This window comes from Giesbergeria sp., from assembly GCF_028686475.1.
Lineage (GTDB): Bacteria > Pseudomonadota > Gammaproteobacteria > Burkholderiales > Burkholderiaceae_C > Simplicispira.
In genome coordinates this window covers 1-22138 of record NZ_JAQUCA010000032.1, presented here as the reverse complement: position 1 = coordinate 22138, position 22138 = coordinate 1, and the positions used below count along the sequence as shown (strand labels likewise).

Below are 22138 nucleotides of genomic sequence, written 5' to 3'. Positions count from 1 at the left end.
ACGCGGTGCGTCAGTACAAGTACGACAGAAACCCCATCGACGTGACGACCAGGCAGCCTGAGCCCTTGCTGTCGTTTGGCAATCGGGCTTTGGTTCACTTTGCTGTCAGCACAGATGAAGTGCGCATGTCAACCAAGCTGGCGGGCGCCGCGACGCGCTTTTTGCCGTTCAACCGTGGTAACCCCGATGGCATGGGCGGTGCTGGCGCTGGCAACCCGCCAGATGACAAGTTGGGCTACTCCACCGGCTACCTGTGGCATGAGGTGTTCCACCCCGACGCCTGGCTGGCAGTAATGGGCAAATTCCTGTCCGTGGAGGTGTCCGAAAACAAGGATGCGAAGGGTAAGAAGGTATTCAACACCTCACTTTTGTTCCCTAGATACCACCAGTGGGATGCCGTGAACAAGCTGCTGAATGCCACCTTGGCAGAAGGCGTGGGGCACACCTATCTGGTGCAGCATTCGGCGGGCTCGGGCAAATCCAACACCATTGGATGGCTGGCGCACCGCCTTGCTTCCCTGCATGACGCCAAGGACCAGAAGGTGTACAGCAGCGTGATTGTGATTACGGACCGCAGGGTTCTGGATTCGCAGTTGCAAGACACCATCTACCAGTTCGACCACCAGCAAGGCGTTGTCGAAAAAATCGACGAGAACAGCACCCAACTGGCGAGTGCCCTGGACAAGGGCAAGCTCATCATCATCACCACGTTGCAGAAGTTCCCATGGGTGCTGGACAAGGTGGGCGGCTTGGGCGACAAGCGCTTTGCGCTCATCTTGGACGAAGCCCATTCCAGCCAGGCAGGAAAGAGCGCGGTGAAGTTGCGCGAGGTGCTGACCAAAGGCAAATCGGATGGCACTACGGCAGCAGTTGTGGTCGATGGCGATGACGACATCACCGATGAAGACGTACTGAACACCATCATGGCTTCGCGTCAGCGACCGCCCAATGTGTCGTACTACGCATTCACGGCGACGCCCAAGCCGAAGACCATGGAGCTGTTTGGGCGCACGGGCGCCGATGGCACGCCCGAGCCGTTCCATGTGTATTCGATGCGCCAAGCCATCGAAGAGAAGTTCATCTTGGATGTGCTACGTGGCTACACCACGTATGGCTTTGCTTTCAAGTTGGAGCAGGCGGGCGATGACAAGGCCGTGAAGTCTGGCAAGACCAAGGCGAAACTGTTCCGATACGCGCAGTTGCACCCCACCAGCATCGCGCAAAAGGTTACGGTCATCGTGGAGCATTTCCGCGAGCACGTTATGCACCAGTTGGGCGGACAAGCCAAGGCCATGGTGGTGTCGGATAGTCGCGTGGCAGCGGTGCGCTACAAGAAGGCGTTTGACGACTACATCAAGAAGATGAAGTACAACGATTGCAAGGCGCTGGTGGCGTATTCGGGTGAGGTAACGGACGAAGAATCCAAGGTGTTGAAGGCCAAGGAAGGCGACCTCAACGACTGCAAGGAACATGACGACGGTATCAAGGAGGCATTCAAAACCGAGTCCTACCAAGTGCTCATCGTCGCGTCCAAGTTTCAGACAGGGTTTGACCAACCAAAGCTGTGCGCAATGTATGTGGACAAACGCCTCGATGGAGTGTTGGCTGTGCAAACCTTGTCAAGGCTCAATCGTACGTATCCTGGCAAAGAAACGACCTTCGTGCTGGACTTCCGAAATGAAGCAGAAGGTATCCTGAAAGCCTTTTTGCCGTTCTACCGGACGGCGAAGATGTCAGGGGTCACGGACCCAAATCTGGTCCACACGCTGCGCCAGAAGCTGGACGACGCTGGCATTTACCTTTGGGAAGAGGTGCTGGACTTTGCCAAGGGCTATTTCGACCCAAAGGGCAAACAAGCGGCGATTCAATCGCCCTTGAAGAAAGCACACGACAGGTTTAAGGCGCAAGCCAAGGAGGTACAAGACCTCTTCCGGGGGGATGTTTCCTCATACATCAGTGCCTACGATTTCCTGTCGCAAATGCGCTCCTACGACGATGCAGACCTCGAACGCCTGCATGCGTTTTGCCGCATGCTGCTGCCGCGGTTGCAGGGCAAGGCGGGGGGTGATGAGGCATTGGACCAGTCCGTTCGACTGGCAGGCTACAAGGTGGTCAACGAGCAAAAACACAAACTTGACATGGACGCGGGCAAGGCCGAACCCATGAAGCCCATGGGACCGGGAGGCGGTCAAGCCTGGGACGACCCCGAAGACCGGCTGTCCGCCATCATCAAGAAGATGAACGAGGTGTTCTCCGGCAACCTGTCGGACGCCGATTTCAAGGGCTACGCCACCACGTTGATTGGCAAGATGGTGAATGACCCCACCTTGCAAGAGCAGGCACAGGCCAATGACACGGTGGATGCCTTCGCCAACGGCGCCTACGAGACCAAGCTCAACAACGCTGTGGTAGATGCGTTGGAGAACCACAGCGTCATGGCCGACCAAGCTCTACGGCATGAGAAGGTGTTCAAAGGGCTGGCGAATCTGCTGGTGGAAGAAGTTTATCGACAACTCCGAGAGAATACCGAGCTCAGTGAGTGAGGGCGCGCACGTTTGGCAAAATGCTTGGACACACATGAACATGAACAAAGAATCACAAGGCTGTCATTCAGCGTCTCCGATGCGAAGACAACTGTGCTCGCACGACACAGCCCCAGACCAGGGCGGTACAAATGTGCGGGGAAGTGCCCTGTACCCGCCAAGTGGTTTTATTTCGAGCAAAGCCCCTGCGTTCTAAACATGGAAGAGCCGTCCGTTGTCATTGAAGAGGTGCTGGGCCGCTCTCCGCAAGGCAAAACCCTCCCCTTCATTTGTCGTGGAGACGATGGCGAAACCTACTATGTCAAAGGAGCGGGGGCGGGGCGGCGCAGCCTTATTTGTGAGTGGGTTGCCGCACATCTAGCCACCGCATTTGGACTACCCATTGCTGACTATGTCTTGGCTGAGGTCCCCACAGAACTGATAACAATGGGTGTCAGGCCTGACATCAGGGAGTTGGGCACTGGGTTGGTTTTTGCATCGCGCTTACTACCTCATGCACAGGAACTGACCCCCACAACACGGGACCTAGTACCCGACAGCACCGCTTTGGACGTGCTCGTATTCGATTGGTGGCTCAAAAATGAAGACAGGCACCTGACTGAAAATGGTGGGAACCCTAATCTCCTCTGGGATACGACCGGGGAGAAATTGACAGTCATTGACCACAACATGGCGTTTGACCCGGACTTCAATAGGGAGAACTTCCTCGAAAGTCATGTGTTTGCTCAACTCTGGAACAGGGTTTTCAGTGACCACTTGCTACGAAAGGGGTACCAAAACCGAATGATGGCCTCACTGCACGACTTGCCGACAGTCCGTGCTAGCATCCCTGATTCTTGGTGGTGGGTTGATGACGGCGTGCCAGCCCTCATCACGTGGGACGCCATTGCAACGTGTCTTGACCGTTGCAGCCACGACGACTTCTGGAATATTTCGTGAAAAAATTGGCTTGTCAGTACGCGTTGCTTCGCTTTCGCCCGTTCGTTGAGACGGGTGAGTTTGCGAACGTTGGCGTTGTTCTGTTATGCCCGGAGGGTCGCTTCTTTGGCTTCAAGTTGCTCAAAAAGTACGGACGAATCACGAAGTTCTTCCACGAGTTAGACAGCAAGGTTTACCTAACTGGAAAAGCCCTGTTCACGGAGGAGCTGGACCGTTTTGCCACGCACATCCGTCTTAGTGCTCTGGACGGACGAAAACGGGTAGTTGATGTTCCCCTGGCAGTTGGGTTGTTTGCTGAATTGACCCGCACGCGGGACTCGATGTTGCAGTTCGACGAGCGCCGCGTGGTGCTGGCGGATGACCCCAAAGCCAAGCTCAAGGAACTGTTTGACTACTACGTCGAACGTAACTTCGTCACGAAGGCATATCAAGAACGGTTGCTTGAAAGCGCAGTGCGTCGCATCTTGTTTAGAGATGACCCGCGCATCGGTGCTCAGTATGTCCAAGAGAAAGTCGGCACATCTGACTTTCTTGTTAACTTCCCCTTTGTTCACAAAACCGGCAACTTGGTGGACAGAATTATCAAGCCCCTCTTCCTTGGGCAGGACGACTCGACTCGTGTTCTCAACCACGGCGGATTGTGGGTGGACAAATTAAAGCGTCTGCGCAAGCGAAATGCACTCCCGGAAAATGTACTTTTCCCGCTAGCGGCGCCGAAGCCCGAATCGAAGGCTTACTTGGCTTACGAAGAAATCCGACAGGAGTTGGTTGAAGTTGGCGTTGAAGTGACCCAAGCCAACAATGAGAAGAAGATTCTGGCTTTTGCCAGCGAAGTTGCTCCATCAGCCAGTCATTGAGACGTTGATGTAGTCGGTTCTGTGTTTGGGGACCAATCCGGCACCGAAACGACGTCGTTTGGCTGTCGTTTCGACACCTCCGCGAGCCACATTAGCGCGGCGAGGATACGCTCCCGGTCATACGGCAACGAAACATCGTCCAAACGACTGGCTAACGTATCCGAAACGTCGTCGTTTTGACGATGAGAGTGCTGTGAGCCTGCAAGCACCCAATCCAAGCCTGCTTTCTGTACCAGTGCACCGAGAATAATTTTCTGGTGCGCATCCACCTTTCTGGCCAGCCTGTTCTGGTGCGCATTGCGCACCCGCATCAAATGCGCTGCACGCGCTTGAAGTTCCTGTGCCTGAGCTAGCAACGTGACCTCTCTTTCCCGAAGCCGTGCCAGGGTGTCTGTCTCGGGGTCGTCGCGAGCGGTTGAATCTGCGGATTGAGTGGTCGTCATGAAGTCCTCCCCCTGTTAATGCTTGAGTTGTTGCTATCAACCTGGCACCTTGAAGGGAGACAGTCAAGCATTTCCCAGAGGCAAGAGCTGACAAGCGCACTGATACAAACTGAAGTTTGTGTGCGCCTGCCAGGGGGCAAAAAACGAATTCCGCAAGACGGATTCGCGAACGATAGCCCTTCCCTTCCATTGTTGTGCCGACCGTCGGCCATCAACAAAGGAGGTACCCATGGCCATCTTTCACTCAACCACCAAAATCATCGCTCGCAGCGATGGCCACAACGCAGTTCAAGCCGCCGCCTATCGGGCGGGGACTCGACTGCGATGCAAACGCACGGGTCAAGTTTTCAACTTCACCCGAAAAACCGAGGTCACCCATCGGGCCATTCTGGCTCCACCGGGCTCCCCGTCCTGGGCAACGGACCGTTCAGTTCTTTGGAACCAAATCGAAAACAGCGAGACGCGAAACAACAGCCAACTCGCCCGCGAGGTGGAAGTCGCCCTCCCTGTGGAGCTGACCCATCAGCAGCACGTCGACCTCATCACTGAGTATGTGTCTCAGCAGTTTGTGGCAATGGGCATGGTGGCCGACATAGCCATCCACAGCAAAGTTGGGAAAAACGGAAAGCCTGACAACCCTCACTGTCACATCATGCTCACGCTGAGGGAACTAACACCAGACAGTGTAGGAGCCAAGCGGCGTGACTGGAACCAAAAATCCTTGGTGACTAAATGGCGGGCTGCATGGGCCGATGCCTGCAATAGTGCATTGCAGACCGTAGGGACCAGTCAGCGCATCGACCACCGGAGTAACCGAGTGCGTGGCATTGAACGCCCGGCCACTGTTCACGTGGGGCGCCAAACCCCGTGGAACGCCGAAGCATTTCAAGAGCGGATGGAGCACAACAGGACAGTGGACGCTTGGACTCAGGCGAACACCGAACTCCGGCGTGTCCTGGCCGAGGTCAAACATGTTCAGAGTCAGTTGCTGGACCTCACCAGCTCCATCAGCCAAGCATTGGCAATGCGGGACGCCCCAACACCGACCACGTCAATTCCGCCAGCATCGACTTGGACCCCTCATTCTGGAATCCTCACCGCCCCAGTTACAGGAGCGGAGCTGAGACAACGTCCAGGCGCATTGCGCCATCCAACCCAACGCAAAAAATCGACACACCCCACTACTTCCCGCATCTTCATTTTGCCCAGTGGGGGACACGGCCCATCAAACGGAAACGGGGGGGCGCCATGCTGACTCTACTTCTTCGATTGCTGGCCGAACTGTTCTGCACACAACGACCAGAAGGAATGGCCCAAGGCCAGCAATCACCTCACGCTGAACGTGCAGTCGCCGAGATTGAAAACCGCTACCTGTCAGAGCACCGCACCAAGTGGACAAAGCCCAATGAACGCTTGATTGCTGCGATGCGGTTGGCCGAATACATCCGAGACCGACGTGACCTGAAAGCCAATCGCCGCCAAGCACCTGTCACTTTCCGCACATCGCCACTGGGTCAGGAAGGAGGCAAGCTATGAACATCGGAACACCAGGCACGCCTTCAGTCACCGCAAATGAGTTCCCGCCATCCATTGCGCCAGGCTCATATTGGATGCCGTCCATGTACTTGCATCGCGTAGCCGACCAACAGGGATTCGACTGGCTATCAAAACTCCGACCAAGTGCTGAGGGTACGCCAGCAGGTGTTGCACAAGCCTTCGGAATTCACCTCGCATACCTGCACCATGATGTGTTGACCCACTATCCGCGAGAACTGGTTTTATCGCTGCCCTCGCTGCGAGCCCCCCCCGTAGACCATTTTTTTGTCTGCACGTCCAAAGGGCAGCGCTGGTTTTGGGTTGTCGTACTGCGACGCAATGCCGCAGCCTCCTATGGACTGGGATTTGAGGTTTCGCCGCTGGTTCTGATGTTACCCATCACGGGACTGCGGGACCAAAGCGGAACACATATGGAAATTCAACATCGGCCAGAAGTTTTGGCTCCGATGGATGGACAACAAATCTGGTGCCAGAAACTCAACCCGTCAACAGGCGAATACTTTGTTGTTCACGAGGTGCTGCCCGACAGTCAGCAAGGAGCAGGCCAAGCACAGACTCCTCAGGCGGTATTGGCCGAAGCACTTGGACTTGCTCCAAGCACACAGCCCACAGCCCAACTGGAATTCTTAGTTGGCTCACCGGCGTTTTGCATGCCCATCCAGGTCAATACAGATGCGGCCTTGCTGAATCTCGTGGCCTCGATGGGTCCACATTCCGGCCAGGACACCCAGGCAGGAGGCGCCCTATGAGCAAGACCAGCACATTAGAACGCGGCAAAAACAAGCCACGGCGCGACCTCTATCAAGAAGTCACGGACAAAATCATCGCAGCCATTGAAGCAGGGACTGCACCATGGCAGCGCCCTTGGAAAGATGTGCAAGCCTCTGGCATGCCCATGAACGGAGTCAGTGAACGGCACTACAACGGTGTCAATGCTCTCTTGCTGATGATGACGGCTCAGTCCGAGGGATACACCGACCACCGCTGGTACACGATGAAACAGGCTAACGATATGGGGCTCCGAGTTCGCAGAGGCTCCAAATCAACACCTGTGTATTTCTTCAAAATGCTGGATGTGCCAGGGCGCGAATCTGAACGCGAAGTCCCACAGCCCCGCGAGTCCTCCGATGAAACGCGGCGCATCCCATTCTTGACAGAGTATCGCGTTTTCCATGCGAGCCAGATTGAAGACCTGCTACCTCTCGCAGCGCCTGAGCACAAGTGGCAGCCCATTGAAGCGGTGAACGACATTGTGTTGCGATTGCAGCCAGAACTTCGCCATGGCGGGAATCGGGCGTTCTATTCTCCATCGGGCGACTTCATCCAGATGCCACACAAGGGGGCCTTTGCAGATGCTGCAAGTTACGCGGGGACTTTGCTCCACGAACTTTCGCACTGGTCTGGCCATGAGTCGAGACAAAATCGCTCCTTCGGGCGATGGGGAACAGATGCATACGCAGTGGAGGAGCTTAGAGCTGAACTTTGTTCCACGTTCATGTGCGGACTCCTCGGGGTGCCGGGACCAGTGGACTCGCATGCCAGCTACATTGAATCGTGGGTCAAGGTACTCCGCAGCGACAACCGCGAAATTTTCCGGGCTGCCAAAGATGCACGCCTCATGGCGGAATATCTCACGGGAAACTCAAGTCTCAACGCCACAGCGACCACCGACACAAAAACAGATGCCATACCCGTTTTGGGACAAGCGGCCACAGCCGCAAACGCTGGCATCAAGTTAGACACCTCTACTGAACCTTCGCTAGCAGTGGCCGCTGTGCTGGCAAAGGCAAGAAGCGGAACAGGAGTTGGCCGCTCGCGGCAGGCAGTTAGAAGAAATGCACTCGCTCCAATTTCTGCTGTGCCACATTCCTCACCAGCCCCTTGAACGACAAGGCGAGCCACACGCCAGCGTTGTCGTTCATTCACCGAATGGCATGTCTGCCGCATCAGTGCCGTAGGATGCCAGTTGACCTGATGTCGGAAAAAGCTGCTCGACAATTTCAAAGGGCAGCAGGAAATGGTCAATGGCCTGCTGAATTTTAGGCACGAGCGGTATGAGGTCCGACGATTCGAGCCTGCCCGCCATGGGCATGCTCATCCCAGCCATGAAGGTCATACTGGGAGACTCGTCCTCGACGTCCAGCGTCAACGATATCAAGGTATCTGGCTGGGTTGACATCACTGCTTCCAATGTCACCATCAAGTTGCTCCAATGGAGATAGGCGCGGCCCAAACCACCTTCGACGAACACAACGCTCCAATCGAGCAAGCGGCGACTGGGTGACTCACTTGAAACACTGGGGACTTGATGAGACAACTTCATTATTATTCCTTATTCGCATAATGAATAACAAATTAACAAACCAAAATGCATATAGTCAAGCCATGGTCCAGTCGCTCATTTGCGGGATGAAGCGAGATTCCAATGAGCGTTGAGCCGCCCATGGGCACTAGGCACGACCCAAGCCAGCGTTGGGACTTCTTGCTTGCAATAAAAGACCCCACCGATACCGACTGCCTGTCAGCTTTCGCGACCACCGAAGGAGTAGAGACGCTTTCGGAATACCCAAACATCGTTGCGCGAGCCGCCAAAGTATTCCCACGATTGCCAGAACTGCTTTCGACGCTACCAACCGAATTGGTGGCAGCGGGTGTTCAAGCAACTTTGTCAGGGGCAGACATATTTGCACCTGTCAACTTGGACGACGTCGGCGATGTGTTCAGTTGATGCCGACGTGAGTTGCCTCAGAGGGCCAAAAGTGCCTGCCGCCTATGGTCCGCCACTAGCTGCGGAATCGTGGAAGCATTCATCGCACAGTTTTGGATGGTCGCTAGACGTGCGGACTCGTCGTTCCACACCATGGCCAGACCTTGAACCCAAGTTCGCCACAAGACATCAGTTTTCCGGGATGTGAACCAATCGGACGTTTGTTGCGCCGAATTCCACGCTGGCCCCAGAACCAAGCCCGTCTCGTCCACGAAAAATGGGAAGTCAGCCTCACCAGAATCCACCGAAACCACTGTGGTCCCCCAGGCCGTGCAATGCCCGACTGGGTCATCGCTAAGTAGTTGGGAAACAACTGGCCGGGAGAAGAAAGCACGCGACAGAGGGTCAAGCTGTGGAATACCAGGGCTCTGACTTTTCTCGGACTCAGTCATCAGACGTTCAAACGTTTCGTCGCCCGCATGAGCATCCTTGACAAGGAAGTCCACCAAGGTGCTTAGCCGGTACAAGACACGCTTGCCTTTTTCACCGCCAGCAAATCCACCAAGCGGTGGTGGCGGTACTTTCTTCTTGGCGTAATCCTCCAAAGTCCGCTTGGACAAGCCGAGGAACAAAGCTGCCTTATCTCGGCTAACGAACTCATGCTCCCTCTGCTGCGCTGGCATTTGCATGACCAAGCTAAGGAACTCGCGCCTGAGATGGGTTGTCACCGCCTAGACCCCTAGCAGCGTACTTCGTCTGTTGCCGTCCACACCTTTGTACAGGTCCGGCATCACTACCGCCATCTTTTCAAGCCAGGCCAGCCGTTTCGCCTCATCAAGCCAAACCAAGGAGAGAGCAGACGACCACGTCATCCAATGCACACGATAGTCTGCTTGCTGTGCCACCTCTACGCCATCCAACTCGATAGGTAAAGCCGCGACCAATCCGTCAGGGCTCAGGAAGAACGGAATTTGTCTGGCCGCGTAAGGGATGTCAGATGACTCAGCATGGGAGAGTCTCGCGTGTACTGCCTCAAATTCGTTTGATGCAAGCTCAACAGTAGCCGAAAGCCGCGACACCGTCTGACGCAAACGCTCTCCGCCGCTCAGGGTTTCCTCCCCATCAAGAACCGAATTGGACAGGCCCTGCCTGATACCCGCGAGCAATTCCGTGGCACGAACCCGGTAAATGGCAGAACGAAGTTCGCTCTGAAAGCCATAAACAGTCGAGCTGGTTTTGGATGTGGCGCCACGGGGACGCCCGCGCTTTTTGACGACCAGCTCAGCGGGTTGCGGAGGTGAGGGACTGTACTCCGACAGCATCTCCTTATCGAGGTAAGCCGCCATCTCGACAACCGAGACAAGAATTTTATTGCCGACTCCCCGACTGACCTTGAACGGCAATTTGCCTTCGCAGTGGAGGTTGTACAGGTGGCCACGCCCGTATCGCATCAAGGAAGCAATTTGGTCGATGTCGAGCATTAGCACGCCGGGAAACATCGCTTGCAGCAATACGAGATGTTTTGGTGGCATACAAGGAGCGATGAAATCGGTTTTAGATGTTCAGTAACATAGCCACAGTCTGGAAGTTGTCACGTTTCAGCAACTTAAGCTCTCTCCCAAACTTCCCAAAATCTTCCCAAACTGTAGGGGTGAATTTGGGTGAAAAATGATGAAAACCGATGAAACCTAATGAAAAGAAGGGAGAGCCTAAAAATCACACAAGTCGTTGATTTTCAATAGCTTTCCCCGTTTTCACTGTGGTGCGCGGGGGGGGACTCGAACCCCCACACCATTGCTGGCGTCAGGACCTAAACCTGGTGCGTCTACCAATTTCGCCACCCGCGCGGTTGTTTCAGTTTGCAGGGGGAATTCGATCCACTGCGCCCCAAAGGTCAGCCCGGGATTTTACCCTGCTCCCGGGCTGTTTCTGCTCAGTTCAGCTCGGCATCGGGGTGCTTGACCCGGAACCAGGCCGCGTACATGGCGGGCAGGGCCAGCAGCGTCAGCACGGTGGCCACCACCAGGCCCCCCATGATCGCCACGGCCATGGGCCCCCAGAAGACGCTGCGCGACAGCGGAATCATCGCGAGCACCGCCGCCGCCGCCGTCAGCACAATGGGCCGCAGGCGGCGCACGGCCGATTCCACGATGGCATCCCAGGCGGGCACGCCGCGCGCGCGGTCTTGCTCGATCTGGTCGATCAGGATCACCGAGTTGCGCTGGATCATGCCCATCAGGGCAATCACCCCCAGCAGCGCCACAAAGCCGAAGGGGCGGCCCAGCAGCAGCAAGGCCCCCGCCACGCCGGCAATGCCCAGCGGGCCGGTCAGAAAGACCAGCATGGCCCGGCTGAAGCTGTGCAACTGCAGCATCAGCAAGGTGAAGGTGATGAACAGCATGATCGGAATACCCGCGGCGATGGAAGCCGAGCCCTTGGAGCTTTCCTCCACGGCACCCGCCACCTCGATGCGGTAGGCGCTTTCGCCGGCGGCATGCCATATCGCTTCGATCCTGCGCAGCTCGGGCAAGAGCGTGCGGGTCACGGTGGCCCCTTGCAGGCCTTCGGTCACGTCGCCCTGCACGGTGATGGCGTAGTCCCGGTTTTCGCGCCACATCACCCCCGGCTCCCAGGCGAACTGGGGCCTGGCGATCTGCAGCAGCGGAATCGACGGGCCGGAGGCGGTCGGCAGGTAGGCATTGGCCATGTCGGTCATCGCATCGCGCTCGGACAGCGGTTGGCGCAGCACGATGTCGATGAGCTTGTCGCCTTCGCGGAACTGCCCGACGGTGGTGCCGGCCAGCAGGGTCTTGGAGGCCTGCGCGATCGCCTGGCTCGTCACGCCCAGCGCGCGCGCCTTGGATTGGTCCACCTCCAGGCGCAGCACCTTGACCGATTCGTTCCAGTTGTCATTGACGCCGCGCATATCAGGGCTGGCGCGCAGCAGGGCCTTGACCTCATCGGCGCGGGTGCGCAGCACCGCCGGATCGGGCCCCACCACCCGGAACTGCACCGGGTAAGGCACGGGCGGCCCGTTGGGCAGCAACTTGACGCGGCCCCGCACTTCCGGGAACTCCTGCGCCAACAAGGTGGGCAGCAGCTTGCGCAGGCGCTCTCGCTCTGACAGGTCTTTGGGCACCACAATGAATTGCGACACATTGGTCTGCGGAAAGACCTGGTCCAGGGGCAGGTAAAAACGCGGTACGCCCGAACCGACCCAGGTGCTGACGGTGGTCACGCCGGGCTCGGCCAGCAGACGCTGCTCGACCTGCCGGGTCACCGACTCATTGCCGGCAAAGGCCGTGCCCTCCGGAAACCAGATGTCCACCAGGATTTCCGGGCGGCTCGAATCGGGAAAGAACTGCTGCTGCACCTGGCCCATGCCGACGATGCCCAGGGCAAAGGTCAGCACCGTGGCGCCGATCGTCAACCAGCGGTGGGCAACGCACCAGTGCACCAGGCGGCGAAACGCGGTGTAGAAAGGGCTGTCGAACACTTCATGCGGGTCGTCGGTGATGCCATGGGTGGCCTGCGCCGCCTGCACATGGGGCGGCACCTTCAGCAGCAAAGTGCCCAGATAGGGCACGAAGTACACCGAGACGACCCAGCTGAGCACCAGGGCAATCACGGTCACCGCAAAGATGGCAAAGGTGTATTCCCCGGTGGTCGACTTCGCCAGGCCGATGGGCAAGAAGCCCGCCGCCGTGATCAGCGTGCCCGTGAGCATGGGCATGGCGGTGATCTCGTAGGCAAAAGTGGCGGCCCGCACCTTGTCATAGCCCTCTTCGAGCTTGAGCACCATCATTTCGACGGCAATGATGGCGTCGTCCACCAGCAGGCCCAGGGCAATGATGAGCGAGCCCAGGGAGATCTTGTGCAGGCCGATGTTCCAGTACCCCATGGCCAGGAAGGTCACGGCCAGCACCAGCGGAATCGTGATGCCCACCACCAGGCCGGGCCGGGGGTCGATGTACCAGCGCTTCCACAGCGGCTGCACGCCAGGACGCTTGTGCAAACCCAGGCTCACAAAGCTCACCACCAGCACGATGACCACCGCCTCGATCAGCACGCTGACGAATTCGCTGACCGAAGTGGCCACCGCCTTGGGCTGGTCCTGCACATTCACCAGCCGCACGCCAGCGGGCAGGCTGGCTTCGATGCGCTGGGCCGTCGTTTTCAGGGATTGGCCCAGGGCGATGATGTCGCCGCCCTTGGTCATCGACACGCCCAGGGCCACCACCTGCTGGCCCTGGTGGCGCACCTTGACGCTGGCCGGCTCGATGTACCCGCGCCGCACCTCGGCAATGTCGCGCAAACGCAACTGCACGCCAGACGGACCGCGAATCGGCATGGCCTCCAGGTCTTCCAGCACCTGGAACTGGCCCTGCACACGCACCTGCACCTGGTCTTGCGCGGTCTGCACCGCGCCCGCGCTTTCCACGGCGTTTTGCTGGCCCAGCTGGGCCAGCACCTGGCTCATGTCGAGGCCGAGCTTGGCCAGGCGTTTTTGCGAAATCTCGATATAGAGCTTTTCGTCCTGCACCCCAAACAGTTCGACCTTGGCCACGTCGGGCACGCGCAGCAGCTGCTGGCGGGCGGCATCGGCAAAGGTCTTGAGCTCGGCATCGCTGAAGCCCTCGGCCTCCAGGGCGTAGATCACGCCGAAAACATCGCCAAAGTCGTCATTGAAAAACGGCCCCTGGATGCCCAGGGGCAGGGTCTGGCGCATGTCGCCGATCTTTTTGCGCACCGTGTACCAGACGTTGGCCACCTCGGAGGGCTTGGAGGAGTCCTTGATCTGGAAAATGATCTGCGACTCGCCCGGCTTGGAATAGCTGCGGATCCGGTCGGCGTAAGGGGTTTCCTGCAGCGTGCGTTCGAGCTTGTCGGTGACCTGCTCGGCCACCTGCTGGGCCGTGGCACCGGGCCAGTAGGTGCGCACCACCATGGCCCGGAAGGTGAAGGGCGGGTCTTCGTCCTGCCCCAATTGGAAGTAGGCGGCAAAACCCAGCAGCATCAGCACCACCATCAGGTAGCGGGTCAGTGCCGGGTGGTCGAGGGCCCATTTGGAGAGATTGAATCCCTCTTTCGCTTGTCTCTGGGTCATGGCGGGCCTCAGCGGGCAGAGGGGGTGGCTGCCGCAGAGGCGGAAGGCGAAACGACTGAATTGATAGCACCTGGCGCTTTACTGTCGGACGCTGCAGGCACTTTTGGCTTGTAAACGGTGACCTTCTGGCCGGGCGAAAGCACATGCACGCCAGTGGCCACGACCTGCATGCCCGGCTCCAGCCCGGAGGCCACCACCACCGCATTGCCATCGGGTGCCGCCACCTGGATCACCTGCGAGCGCACCGTGCTGGTGGCCGGGTCGTACACCCAGACCGCCGTGGCCTGGCCCTCCTGGCGCAGCGCCGTGGTGGGCAGTTTCAGGGCCGGGGTTCCCTTCAGGCTCAGGGCCTGGGGGGTGACGTAGACCGTCGAGCCCAAGGCCGGGGCGCTGGCCGCGTCGATCGCCACCTTGACCTGGAAGGTGCGGGTGGCGGCATCGGCGCTGGCCGCGACCTCGCGGACCCGCCCCACCAGGGCCACGTTGGCAGACCAGCCGCGCACGGCAACTTCCTGGCCGGGCTGGATCTGCGCCGCCTTGTCTTCGGGCACGCCAAAGACCACGTCGCGCGCGCCATCCTGGGCGATGCGGAGCACGGGGGTGCCGGCCCCCAGGACCTGGCCCACCTCGGCCTCGATGCCCGTCACCACGCCGGCCACGTCCGCCACCAGCTGGGTGTAGGCAGCCTGGTTGCCTTGCGAGGACAGCTGGGCACGCGCCTGGTCCAGGGCGGCCTGGGCCGCCTTGAGGGTGGTGTCGCGCCGTTCCAGTTCGGCACCGCTGATGAAGCTTTGTTCTTTCAGGGCGGCATAGCGCTGAAAATCGGCCGCAGCCAGGTCCCGCTGGGTGGTCGCCGCGGCCAGCTGGGCGCGGGCCGCATCGGCGGCCAGGCGGTAATCCTGGGGGTCGAGCTGGGCCAGCAGCTGCCCCGCACGCACCCGCTGCCCCAATTCGACCCGGCGCTCGGTGAGCTTGCCCGCCACCCGGAACCCCAGGCGCGACTCCACCCGGGCCCGCACCTCACCGGCATATTCCAGGCTGGACTCCCATGCGCCCTGGCCCACCGTCAGCAGCTTGACCGCTCGGACGGGCTCTTCGGGCGGCGCAGAACGGGAACAGCCCGCCAGCAGGGCGGCCAAGACCAGGCAGCCCAGGTAAGTGGGGCGCGGCCACGACGGAAGGAGGCAAAGAGGCATGGGAGATCCGGGGTGAAAAGGGCCAAAGGCGTACCGCCCATGCACCAGTCGTTCAAGACCAGCGCGGCGTGCACGCGGTAAAAGGGGGACAGCCATTCTACTGACTGGCCGGTTAGTAATTTATGGAGAGTCCCCGGGCTTGTCAAGCGACAATCGCCGGCGTGAAGTCCGATCCCCGCCCCACCCCCTCCGCCAGCCCGGTCAGCACCGTGGCAGCCCCCGTCACGCACTACGAAAATTTCCCGGTGGCCTCTTGGTTGTGCCCCCCGGCACTGCGTCCGGCCATCGCCGCCCTCTATGCTTTTGCCCGCACCGCCGACGACATTGCCGATGAAGGCGACGCCTCGCCCGCACAGCGCCTGGCCGATCTGCGCGCCTACGAAGACGATTTGAAGGCCATCGCCACGGGCCAGGCCCCGTCTCCCCGCTGGGCCACGGTCTACCTGCCTTTGCGCGCCGTGCTGGAGCGGCATCGGCTACCGGTGGCGCTGCTGCACGATCTGCTCAGCGCCTTTGTGCAGGACATCGAAAAAACCCGCGATGCAGCCCTCTACGCCGACCGGGCCGAACTGCTCAACTACTGCCGGCGCTCCGCCAACCCCGTAGGCCGGCTGCTGCTGCACCTGTACGGGGTGAATTCCCCCCAGGCCCTGGCCGAAAGCGATGCCATCTGCACCGCCCTGCAACTGGCCAACTTCTGGCAGGACCTGAGCGTGGACATCCCCCGGGGACGCCACTATTTGGCGGCCGGTGACTGTGCACGGTTCGGCGCCAGCCGGGACGATCTCCGGGCCCTGCGCTGCACGCCAGAAAATAAAAAATTAATAGCAGACAACGTCGATTGGGCGCGCTCCAGCATGCAAAAAGGGGCTGAATTGGTCCACCGCATCCCTGGCCGCGCCGGCTGGGAGCTGCGCCTGGTGGTGCAAGGGGGTTTGCGCATTCTCGACAAGGTCGATGCCCTGCAAGGCGCCAGCCTGCGCCAGCGCCCCCGCCTGCATGCCTGGGACTTGTGCGTGATGCTGGCCCGCGCGCTGCGGATGTAAGGCGTAAGGCCGGCGCTTTTTCAAAGGCCTTTGAATCTGAGGCTCAACCAGACCCCGGCATCAAGCTTTGACAAGGGGACCCGCCTAGAGCCAACCCAGGGCGGGCGCAGGCAAAGCATTCAGACAAAAGAAAAGCCCCAAGTAAATTAATTACTTGGGGCTTTTGACTGGCGGAGTGGACGGGACACACTTCGCAACTCCAAAAAACCCAACCAAATCAACCACTTAGGTGATAGCTGGGTTCAAAAACATGCTACCAGTATTGCTACTAGGTAACGGCTGTATAGACTTATACCACAGATTCAGCCAAAATTTCAGGTGGGTCAAAGTTTAATTCGAGTCCTGGCACAAGGTCGGAGTAATCCTCAATAGGTTGTATTTGTATCTTTTTAGGTGGATACATATAATTATATGTAGACGCTCTATATTCCGATATTGCAAAAGTACAACTACTAAAATTTCTTTTTAATAGGTTTTCTTTTTCTTCTTTTGTTGAAATTTTGCTTAGAGACTCATTAAGTTTTACATTGAATTTATATTTTATAGACTCAACTACATCTTTAATAGCCTCATCACACATGCGCAAAACCATTCTTTCGGTTGTACCGGGATTGTTCATTTCATTGCGTGCCGCTCTATATATGAAAGCAAGACCAGCTCTTTTATTTCTTGGGTCTGTTGCTATCATATGGTGAGCTTGTGAATATTCCACAAAGAATGGCTCATATATTCTTTGTGGTTTTTTCCATTTGCTAGGTGTTGGTATATTGAGCTTCTTAGCCAATAAACCTACATTCCATCTATCTCTACCTTGTATAGCTTGTGCAGCTCTTATCCAATCATTGCCAGCTTGTATACTTCCTTTTGCACTAGCATCAAGCAATTGAAACAAGTTTTTTAGATTTTTATTGCTATCAGTCTTTGAATCATAAGACGCTATTTCTTTTGCAACATAGTTTCTATCAAATTCACCTTCTTTTTTAATATCAACACCATGATGATTACAAAATAAGTCAACTTTTTTCAATGCAAGTTTCCATTTTTGCATTGCAATGTTTTTCAATTTGTCAATGTCTGCACCTTTGGAATATGTAAACATGTCATGTATATGTAAATGCAATCCGTTATCTCCTACTGGTGATTCCATTGTTCTAACTTTTCCAAAGCTACCAATTTTTTTAAATTCTCTATTCATTAAGTCATTGAAAGTATCCAAGGCTATATAAAATTTCTTTGTGTATTCTTTCCAATCGCAATCTCTACGATGACTGGCGGTTAAGGTTAATAACCCTAATGATAATTTGTTACGCTTACAAGCTGGTTCAAGTTCTTCATTAATCCAAGCTCTCATATGAGATGCTTTGAATCCTGTGCAATGAGCACATAGATGAGCATTACCGCACCTTGATACATCATGCATGGTTGCAACATTTACAATTTGCTCAACCACTGCATTATTAACTTTGTATTTAATTTTCTTTTTTTCTACTGCTACTACTGCAACATTAGGTTTCTGGCAGTTGTGTGCTTTTTGTCTTTGACATAGTTTCAAACCATCACCAAGTATATTTTCATTGGTTTCAGCAAAATGTCTATTTAATAATCTTGCGGCTTGATGTTGTCTTATTGCGTTGGCGTTAAATTTCATGGGTTGGTTCCTTTTTAGTTACAAAACTAAAAGTACCTTCCATTTATGCCACTCATACACTTGACAATTTTTTCATATTAGATAAAATAAAAGTGTAAGAGATTGAAGTAGTTGGTTTACTGTCAGTCTTGGGCAAATAAGAATTACTAGTTCTTGTTTGCTCCAATCAGATTATATTAATCTGATTAATAAGTCAAGAATACCGGATATGCTTTTATGGTGTATCCGGTTTTTCTTTGTCTAATTCTTATTTTTTTGGCTAATAATGTGATATCAAAATAATATGAAGTCACGGAAAATAGAATCTCTTGGAACCCGCATGGTTATTAGGATTTTTCGGAAGTGTGTCGGTATAATACAATTATTACCTAGCCCTAACCTTCCCCACAACAAAAAATTTCATTTTTTGTTGACCCCTTCCTTTCCCTAAAGGGAATGAAGGGGAGCATATACTAAAACGAATATATATCAGTTTTGCACCAACTTTGTGCATTTCTATATTACCAGTTATTTAATTCACCACTATTAGAATACTCACTTTGATTATTATTATTATCTGTATTGCTATATGGTAAACAGTCAGCTGTGAAGTCTTGGGTCATATCAACATTAACCAAGGTATCTTGGTTAACATCGTTTTCAAGCAAATATTGCTTCAAACCATCTTCGAGAGTATTAAACCTCTCAATCAATAATTTTTTTTCTCTTTAATAGCGGCTTCCAATTGCTTCTTGAATTCAGCTTTAAGAGTCAGCACATGGAAATCATAATCCTCCTTCTGCTTATTCTTCTGCTTCAATAACATATCTTGAATAGCTCTTCTATTTTCAGAGAAGTTTTTATCATCAGCTATCAGCCTTTGGGTTAACCTATTATTCTCCACCTCAATAGCATTAGCCTTGTCTAATTTATCTCGAGCTTCATTTATTGTATTTCGTGCTTTAACATTTGCATTTTCCAAAATATCAGCAGCAACGTTATCAACATCCCGTTGAAGTTCAGATGTTATCTTGTTTGCTTTTTTAACAGCCTTCCATTCATCACGGCTCAAGCGTTGCCTTTTTGGTCCCAACCTAGACAACCCATTCACAAAACCAACGTGCTTGAAATAATCATCCTGCACTTTAATCATGGCTTCCTTATAAGCATCGGTTGCTTCTTTGGTCATTCGTTTTTTGGGATCGGTTCTTGCAGCTTCAGCTTGAGCAATATACCCATCATGAGATAATTTTATATTGGCATTTTCAAGATCAATGCAATAAAAATGAATATGAGGATGTTCCTCATCAAGATGCTCTACGATGGAAACGAGTTTAGAACTGTATTTATTTTTCAAATAATCAACGGCATCGGTTCGCCATTTTATATAAGCATCAGGATTATTTTCATATTCCTCACGAGGATAGGAAGCAACTCCAGCTAATAAAAGATGAGTGTCCTCTCTCAATTTTCTTTGAACCACATTTCCATTTTTCATGGTCAATGGAGTCTTAAACTCATCCATCATTCTGTTAAGTGTTGGCATGATATTTACGGCATCATCTTTCGAGCCATAAATAAAATTAGGTTCAAGAGGATTGAGGACATGAGGACAATTTCCCTCCAGTCTCAATGCCTCAGCCATCACTTCGGAAGCATTTAATTTGGACTCTCTAGATGGTTTGGACTTGCTTATATATCTATTTGAACGGTCAGACGAATCGACAGAACCTCCTTCAGGAGCTTCTTTTTTATACCTATGTGGTGCTTTGTTATTACTGCTTTTTAATGCATATGATTCGATATGAAAAAACTGATACATGAAATTAAACTATCAGATTTTTTTGGCAATGTCAATATATATAGGGGTGTTTGATATATGTATAGAGACCGACTATACATATATCATTTAGAACCATAAAGGTATCTAAATGACATATGTGCGGCTCTTGCCAGAGGGGCTTAAAACCTAATACAAAAATACCAAAAACCTAACAACCCTGTCTATCATGACACGGATTTCCACCTTAGGTTATCTAGGATTTTTTCCGCGATGTATTGTTTTGGGTGGCATAGTCCCAATGCTTCCGCTTCGCTAACATGGGGGAAATTTCCCCCATACCCCATTAATTCTGTATATGAATTTTGAATAAAAAAAGGTGCTTAGGGCACCTTTTTTTATTTCGCAATGTATTTGGCTAGGTCACTATTAGCCAAGGATTTTTTGTTACATCGGGTCTATGAGCCCTTCAAAATCAATCTCAATGATATCTGTTTTAGGTTCAATCAGTTTTTGTATTTTATCAAAGACAGGGAATACAGTTTCAGCCAATGAATCAATATCAATCTTATCGGAATACACTTGCACATTCACATTATCCAGTTCATGCCCTATCAATTGACAACGATGTTCTAGTGATATTTTATTTTTCACAAGCTCATTATTAACAAACTTCCGTATGCTGTGAAATACCAATTTGTCTCTATCTATTCGTGCTGCTTTTTTGTGAGTTGCAAATTTTTTCCCAACTGCGTTACCAGCTCCTTTGCCGTCAACTTCTTCATACTTGAAAACCTTATCTGTTTTTTTAGATAAGAAATCTTTCATATATTCAATGATATAAGGATGTAATGGTATTTCTCTTATACCCGCCATTGTCTTACTGTCTCTAATGTTGATATATGTATTCCCGCCTTCACTAATTTTGAATTGATTTTTCTTTAAGTTAGTAATTTCACCAATCCGGCATCCTGTGAATATGCAAAGCATAACCGAAATCACATAATCAATGTCTTTTTTCTTTTGCTTCTTAAAATATTCACAATCAATCAGAGCTTTAATCTCATCAGGATCAAATATAGCGAAGCCATCTTTTAATTTTTGTTTTTTCGTCATAAGAGCTTTATCCTGTGCTGGATTCTCTTGTTTTGTGTAGCCATGCTTTTTAGCAAAGTTAAACAAAGCTCTTACTGTTGATATTTTATTGTCTATCGTTCTAGGTACATTGCTCTTTGCCAAGTGTTCTTGATACCTTGTTATATCGCTTGCTGTTATTTTTGTTATGGGTGGATTCTTTAAGAACTTGCTCAGTTCTCCTATGATGTTCTTATAGGATATTGCGGTAGCTTGTGTGAGTTGTTTTCGCAACAAGAAGAACTTTTCAAGCAATTCTTCAAGCTTCAAAACGTTGGGGTCGTCTTGTACGGCGTCTAAAACCGCTTTGGGCACGTTCTGGGCTGGGGTTGTACCTTGTCCCGTATGAAGTGCCTTCATCGCTTGTATGGCTTGCATCAAGCGTTCATGGTCTTCTGTTCCATCAGCCTTCAAAACACCTTTTGACAAGTCCAGTTCATACGGTGTGAGATCGGAAATGTTGGGCCGGTGGATCATGTTCAAACTATTCATGAAAGCGATTGCTCGCATGATAGCTTCGCGTTGGAAGCCAGTTCGTAAGGATCGTTTGATCTGTCTACCACCTATGCGTGTGTGCACGTAGTAGGAGCTGCCTAGCTTGTAGATCGGAAGCGATAGGGACATGGCGGAGTGCTACCAATGACGCTACCACCTGAAATGAAAAAACCCTCATAGATCGTTGATCTATAAGGGTTTTTTGGTGTTGGCGGAGTGGACGGGACTCGAACCCGCGACCCCCGGCGTGACAGGCCGGTATTCTAACCAACTGAACTACCACTCCTGGTAGGCAGCTTTCGCTTGCATCTTCATACAAGCCAAGTGCTACAACTTGGCGACCCTACGGGGATTCGAACCCCGGTACTCACCGTGAAAGGGTGATGTCCTAGGCCTCTAGACGATAGGGTCAAAACCTTGGAACTGCTTCCGCTCTGATTGGTGGAGGTAAACGGGATCGAACCGATGACCTCTTGCATGCCATGCAAGCGCTCTCCCAGCTGAGCTATACCCCCTTTGCAACACAACTCTTTTTATTAAGTCACGTTGTCAGAGCCTTGAATTATAGACAGGTTTTTAGCGTTTCAGCAAACGTTGCACAACTTTTTCACGACCGACCAATTCCAGCACGGCATCGACCGAGGGTGTGTGTGCGGTTCCCACGGTCAAAACGCGCACGGGCATGGCCAACTGGGGCATCTTGAGAC

Annotated in this window: 20 protein-coding genes and 4 tRNA genes; 9 read left to right on the top strand and 15 right to left on the bottom strand. The window is 53.6% G+C overall.

What is annotated here, in order from left to right; genetic code table 11:
- The 3 genes from PHX60_RS14815 to PHX60_RS14805 all read left to right on the top strand — a co-directional run.
- On the top strand, positions 1–2543 hold a 2543-nt coding region (locus tag PHX60_RS14815; RefSeq protein ID WP_300079300.1), incomplete at its 5' end, for a DEAD/DEAH box helicase family protein.
- A 198-nt stretch (positions 2544–2741) separates the two neighbouring features.
- On the top strand, positions 2742–3482 hold the full coding sequence (locus PHX60_RS14810) for a HipA family kinase (RefSeq protein WP_300079299.1): 741 nt from the start codon (positions 2742–2744) through the stop codon (positions 3480–3482).
- Positions 3479–4339 carry a DUF3037 domain-containing protein gene (locus PHX60_RS14805; protein ID WP_300079297.1) on the top strand — a complete coding sequence of 287 codons (861 nt, stop codon included), beginning with the start codon at positions 3479–3481 and terminating at the stop codon, positions 4337–4339. Before PHX60_RS14810 ends, PHX60_RS14805 begins: the two co-directional genes overlap by 4 nt.
- On the opposite strand, the gene PHX60_RS14800 is transcribed toward PHX60_RS14805, so the two are convergent.
- Positions 4333–4782, bottom strand: a complete 450-nt coding sequence (locus tag PHX60_RS14800; protein ID WP_300079295.1) for a conjugal transfer protein TraD — start codon at positions 4780–4782, stop codon at positions 4333–4335. The genes PHX60_RS14805 and PHX60_RS14800 overlap by 7 nt on opposite strands.
- Positions 4783–5011: 229 nt before the next feature.
- On the opposite strand from PHX60_RS14800, the gene mobQ reads away from it, so the two are divergent.
- From mobQ to PHX60_RS14780, 4 genes are read left to right on the top strand one after another with little or no spacing between them, the layout of a single operon-like run.
- A complete protein-coding gene (gene mobQ, locus PHX60_RS14795) occupies positions 5012–6037 on the top strand; it encodes a MobQ family relaxase (RefSeq protein ID WP_300079292.1) in 1026 nt (341 codons plus the stop codon).
- Positions 6031–6318 (top strand): hypothetical protein, encoded by a 288-nt coding sequence (locus tag PHX60_RS14790; protein ID WP_300079290.1) that lies wholly within the window; start codon positions 6031–6033, stop codon positions 6316–6318. Before mobQ ends, PHX60_RS14790 begins: the two co-directional genes overlap by 7 nt.
- Complete coding sequence (locus PHX60_RS14785) at positions 6315–7088, top strand: hypothetical protein (RefSeq protein WP_300079288.1); 774 nt, start codon at positions 6315–6317, stop codon at positions 7086–7088. Before PHX60_RS14790 ends, PHX60_RS14785 begins: the two co-directional genes overlap by 4 nt.
- A complete protein-coding gene (locus PHX60_RS14780; protein WP_300079286.1) occupies positions 7085–8224 on the top strand; it encodes a zincin-like metallopeptidase domain-containing protein in 1140 nt (379 codons plus the stop codon). The genes PHX60_RS14785 and PHX60_RS14780 overlap by 4 nt, the downstream gene beginning before the upstream one ends.
- Before the next feature lie 33 nt (positions 8225–8257).
- Here PHX60_RS14780 and PHX60_RS14775 read toward each other — a convergent pair whose 3' ends face one another.
- Positions 8258–8662, bottom strand: coding sequence for a hypothetical protein (locus PHX60_RS14775; RefSeq protein ID WP_300079284.1), 405 nt, complete (start codon positions 8660–8662; stop codon positions 8258–8260).
- Between the two features lie 102 nt (positions 8663–8764).
- Between PHX60_RS14775 and PHX60_RS14770 the strand changes: the two genes are divergently transcribed.
- Positions 8765–9067, top strand: coding sequence for a hypothetical protein (locus tag PHX60_RS14770; protein WP_300079282.1), 303 nt, complete (start codon positions 8765–8767; stop codon positions 9065–9067).
- Between the two features lie 17 nt (positions 9068–9084).
- Here the strand turns inward: PHX60_RS14770 and PHX60_RS14765 are convergent, their stop codons facing one another.
- The 5 genes from PHX60_RS14765 to PHX60_RS14745 all read right to left on the bottom strand — a co-directional run bounded on the left by PHX60_RS14765 (position 9085) and on the right by PHX60_RS14745 (position 15349).
- On the bottom strand, positions 9085–9735 hold the full coding sequence (locus PHX60_RS14765; protein ID WP_300079279.1) for a hypothetical protein: 651 nt from the start codon (positions 9733–9735) through the stop codon (positions 9085–9087).
- 42 nt (positions 9736–9777) lie between these two features.
- A complete protein-coding gene (locus tag PHX60_RS14760; protein WP_300079277.1) occupies positions 9778–10578 on the bottom strand; it encodes a hypothetical protein in 801 nt (266 codons plus the stop codon).
- A 228-nt stretch (positions 10579–10806) separates the two neighbouring features.
- Positions 10807–10893: transfer RNA gene (locus tag PHX60_RS14755), tRNA-Leu, on the bottom strand.
- An 86-nt stretch (positions 10894–10979) separates the two neighbouring features.
- Positions 10980–14153, bottom strand: coding sequence for an efflux RND transporter permease subunit (locus PHX60_RS14750; protein WP_300079275.1), 3174 nt, complete (start codon positions 14151–14153; stop codon positions 10980–10982).
- An 8-nt stretch (positions 14154–14161) separates the two neighbouring features.
- The gene (locus tag PHX60_RS14745) at positions 14162–15349 is read right to left on the bottom strand and encodes an efflux RND transporter periplasmic adaptor subunit (RefSeq protein WP_300079273.1); all 1188 of its coding nucleotides are present in this window, start codon (positions 15347–15349) and stop codon (positions 14162–14164) included.
- A gap of 161 nt (positions 15350–15510) precedes the next feature.
- Here PHX60_RS14745 and hpnC point away from each other — a divergent pair, with 161 nt between their 5' ends.
- Positions 15511–16395, top strand: a complete 885-nt coding sequence (hpnC, locus tag PHX60_RS14740) for a squalene synthase HpnC (protein ID WP_300079271.1) — start codon at positions 15511–15513, stop codon at positions 16393–16395.
- Positions 16396–16684: 289 nt separating this feature from the next.
- Here the strand turns inward: hpnC and PHX60_RS14735 are convergent, their stop codons facing one another.
- The 8 genes from PHX60_RS14735 to PHX60_RS14700 form a co-directional block, all read right to left on the bottom strand.
- Positions 16685–18043, bottom strand: coding sequence for a hypothetical protein (locus PHX60_RS14735; protein WP_300079269.1), 1359 nt, complete (start codon positions 18041–18043; stop codon positions 16685–16687).
- Positions 18044–18543: 500 nt separating this feature from the next.
- Positions 18544–18735: a hypothetical protein gene (locus PHX60_RS14730; protein ID WP_300079266.1), complete on the bottom strand. Its 192-nt coding sequence runs from the start codon at positions 18733–18735 to the stop codon at positions 18544–18546.
- Positions 18732–19844 carry a plasmid recombination protein gene (locus PHX60_RS14725; protein ID WP_300079264.1) on the bottom strand — a complete coding sequence of 371 codons (1113 nt, stop codon included), beginning with the start codon at positions 19842–19844 and terminating at the stop codon, positions 18732–18734. Before PHX60_RS14725 ends, PHX60_RS14730 begins: the two co-directional genes overlap by 4 nt.
- 405 nt (positions 19845–20249) lie before the next feature.
- Complete coding sequence (locus PHX60_RS14720; RefSeq protein ID WP_300079262.1) at positions 20250–21428, bottom strand: tyrosine-type recombinase/integrase; 1179 nt, start codon at positions 21426–21428, stop codon at positions 20250–20252.
- Positions 21429–21640: 212 nt separating this feature from the next.
- Positions 21641–21717, bottom strand: a tRNA-Asp gene (locus PHX60_RS14715).
- Positions 21718–21766: 49 nt separating this feature from the next.
- Positions 21767–21842, bottom strand: a tRNA-Glu gene (locus PHX60_RS14710).
- Positions 21843–21870: 28 nt separating this feature from the next.
- Positions 21871–21946 (bottom strand) — tRNA-Ala (locus PHX60_RS14705).
- A gap of 61 nt (positions 21947–22007) precedes the next feature.
- The coding region (locus tag PHX60_RS14700) for a hypothetical protein (protein WP_300079302.1) at positions 22008–22138 on the bottom strand (131 nt) is incomplete at its 5' end.

Coding starts and splice junctions, on each gene's coding strand:
- PHX60_RS14810 (WP_300079299.1), top strand. CDS start 2,742: ATGGAAGAGCCGTCCGTTGTCATTGAAGAGGTGCTGGGCCGCTCTCCG.
- PHX60_RS14800 (WP_300079295.1), bottom strand. CDS start 4,782: ATGACGACCACTCAATCCGCAGATTCAACCGCTCGCGACGACCCCGAG.
- mobQ (WP_300079292.1), top strand. CDS start 5,012: ATGGCCATCTTTCACTCAACCACCAAAATCATCGCTCGCAGCGATGGC.
- PHX60_RS14790 (WP_300079290.1), top strand. CDS start 6,031: ATGCTGACTCTACTTCTTCGATTGCTGGCCGAACTGTTCTGCACACAA.
- PHX60_RS14785 (WP_300079288.1), top strand. CDS start 6,315: ATGAACATCGGAACACCAGGCACGCCTTCAGTCACCGCAAATGAGTTC.
- PHX60_RS14780 (WP_300079286.1), top strand. CDS start 7,085: ATGAGCAAGACCAGCACATTAGAACGCGGCAAAAACAAGCCACGGCGC.
- PHX60_RS14775 (WP_300079284.1), bottom strand. CDS start 8,662: ATGAAGTTGTCTCATCAAGTCCCCAGTGTTTCAAGTGAGTCACCCAGT.
- PHX60_RS14770 (WP_300079282.1), top strand. CDS start 8,765: ATGAGCGTTGAGCCGCCCATGGGCACTAGGCACGACCCAAGCCAGCGT.
- PHX60_RS14765 (WP_300079279.1), bottom strand. CDS start 9,735: ATGCAAATGCCAGCGCAGCAGAGGGAGCATGAGTTCGTTAGCCGAGAT.
- PHX60_RS14760 (WP_300079277.1), bottom strand. CDS start 10,578: ATGCCACCAAAACATCTCGTATTGCTGCAAGCGATGTTTCCCGGCGTG.
- PHX60_RS14750 (WP_300079275.1), bottom strand. CDS start 14,153: ATGACCCAGAGACAAGCGAAAGAGGGATTCAATCTCTCCAAATGGGCC.
- PHX60_RS14745 (WP_300079273.1), bottom strand. CDS start 15,349: ATGCCTCTTTGCCTCCTTCCGTCGTGGCCGCGCCCCACTTACCTGGGC.
- PHX60_RS14735 (WP_300079269.1), bottom strand. CDS start 18,043: ATGAAATTTAACGCCAACGCAATAAGACAACATCAAGCCGCAAGATTA.
- PHX60_RS14725 (WP_300079264.1), bottom strand. CDS start 19,844: ATGTATCAGTTTTTTCATATCGAATCATATGCATTAAAAAGCAGTAAT.
- PHX60_RS14720 (WP_300079262.1), bottom strand. CDS start 21,428: ATGAATAGTTTGAACATGATCCACCGGCCCAACATTTCCGATCTCACA.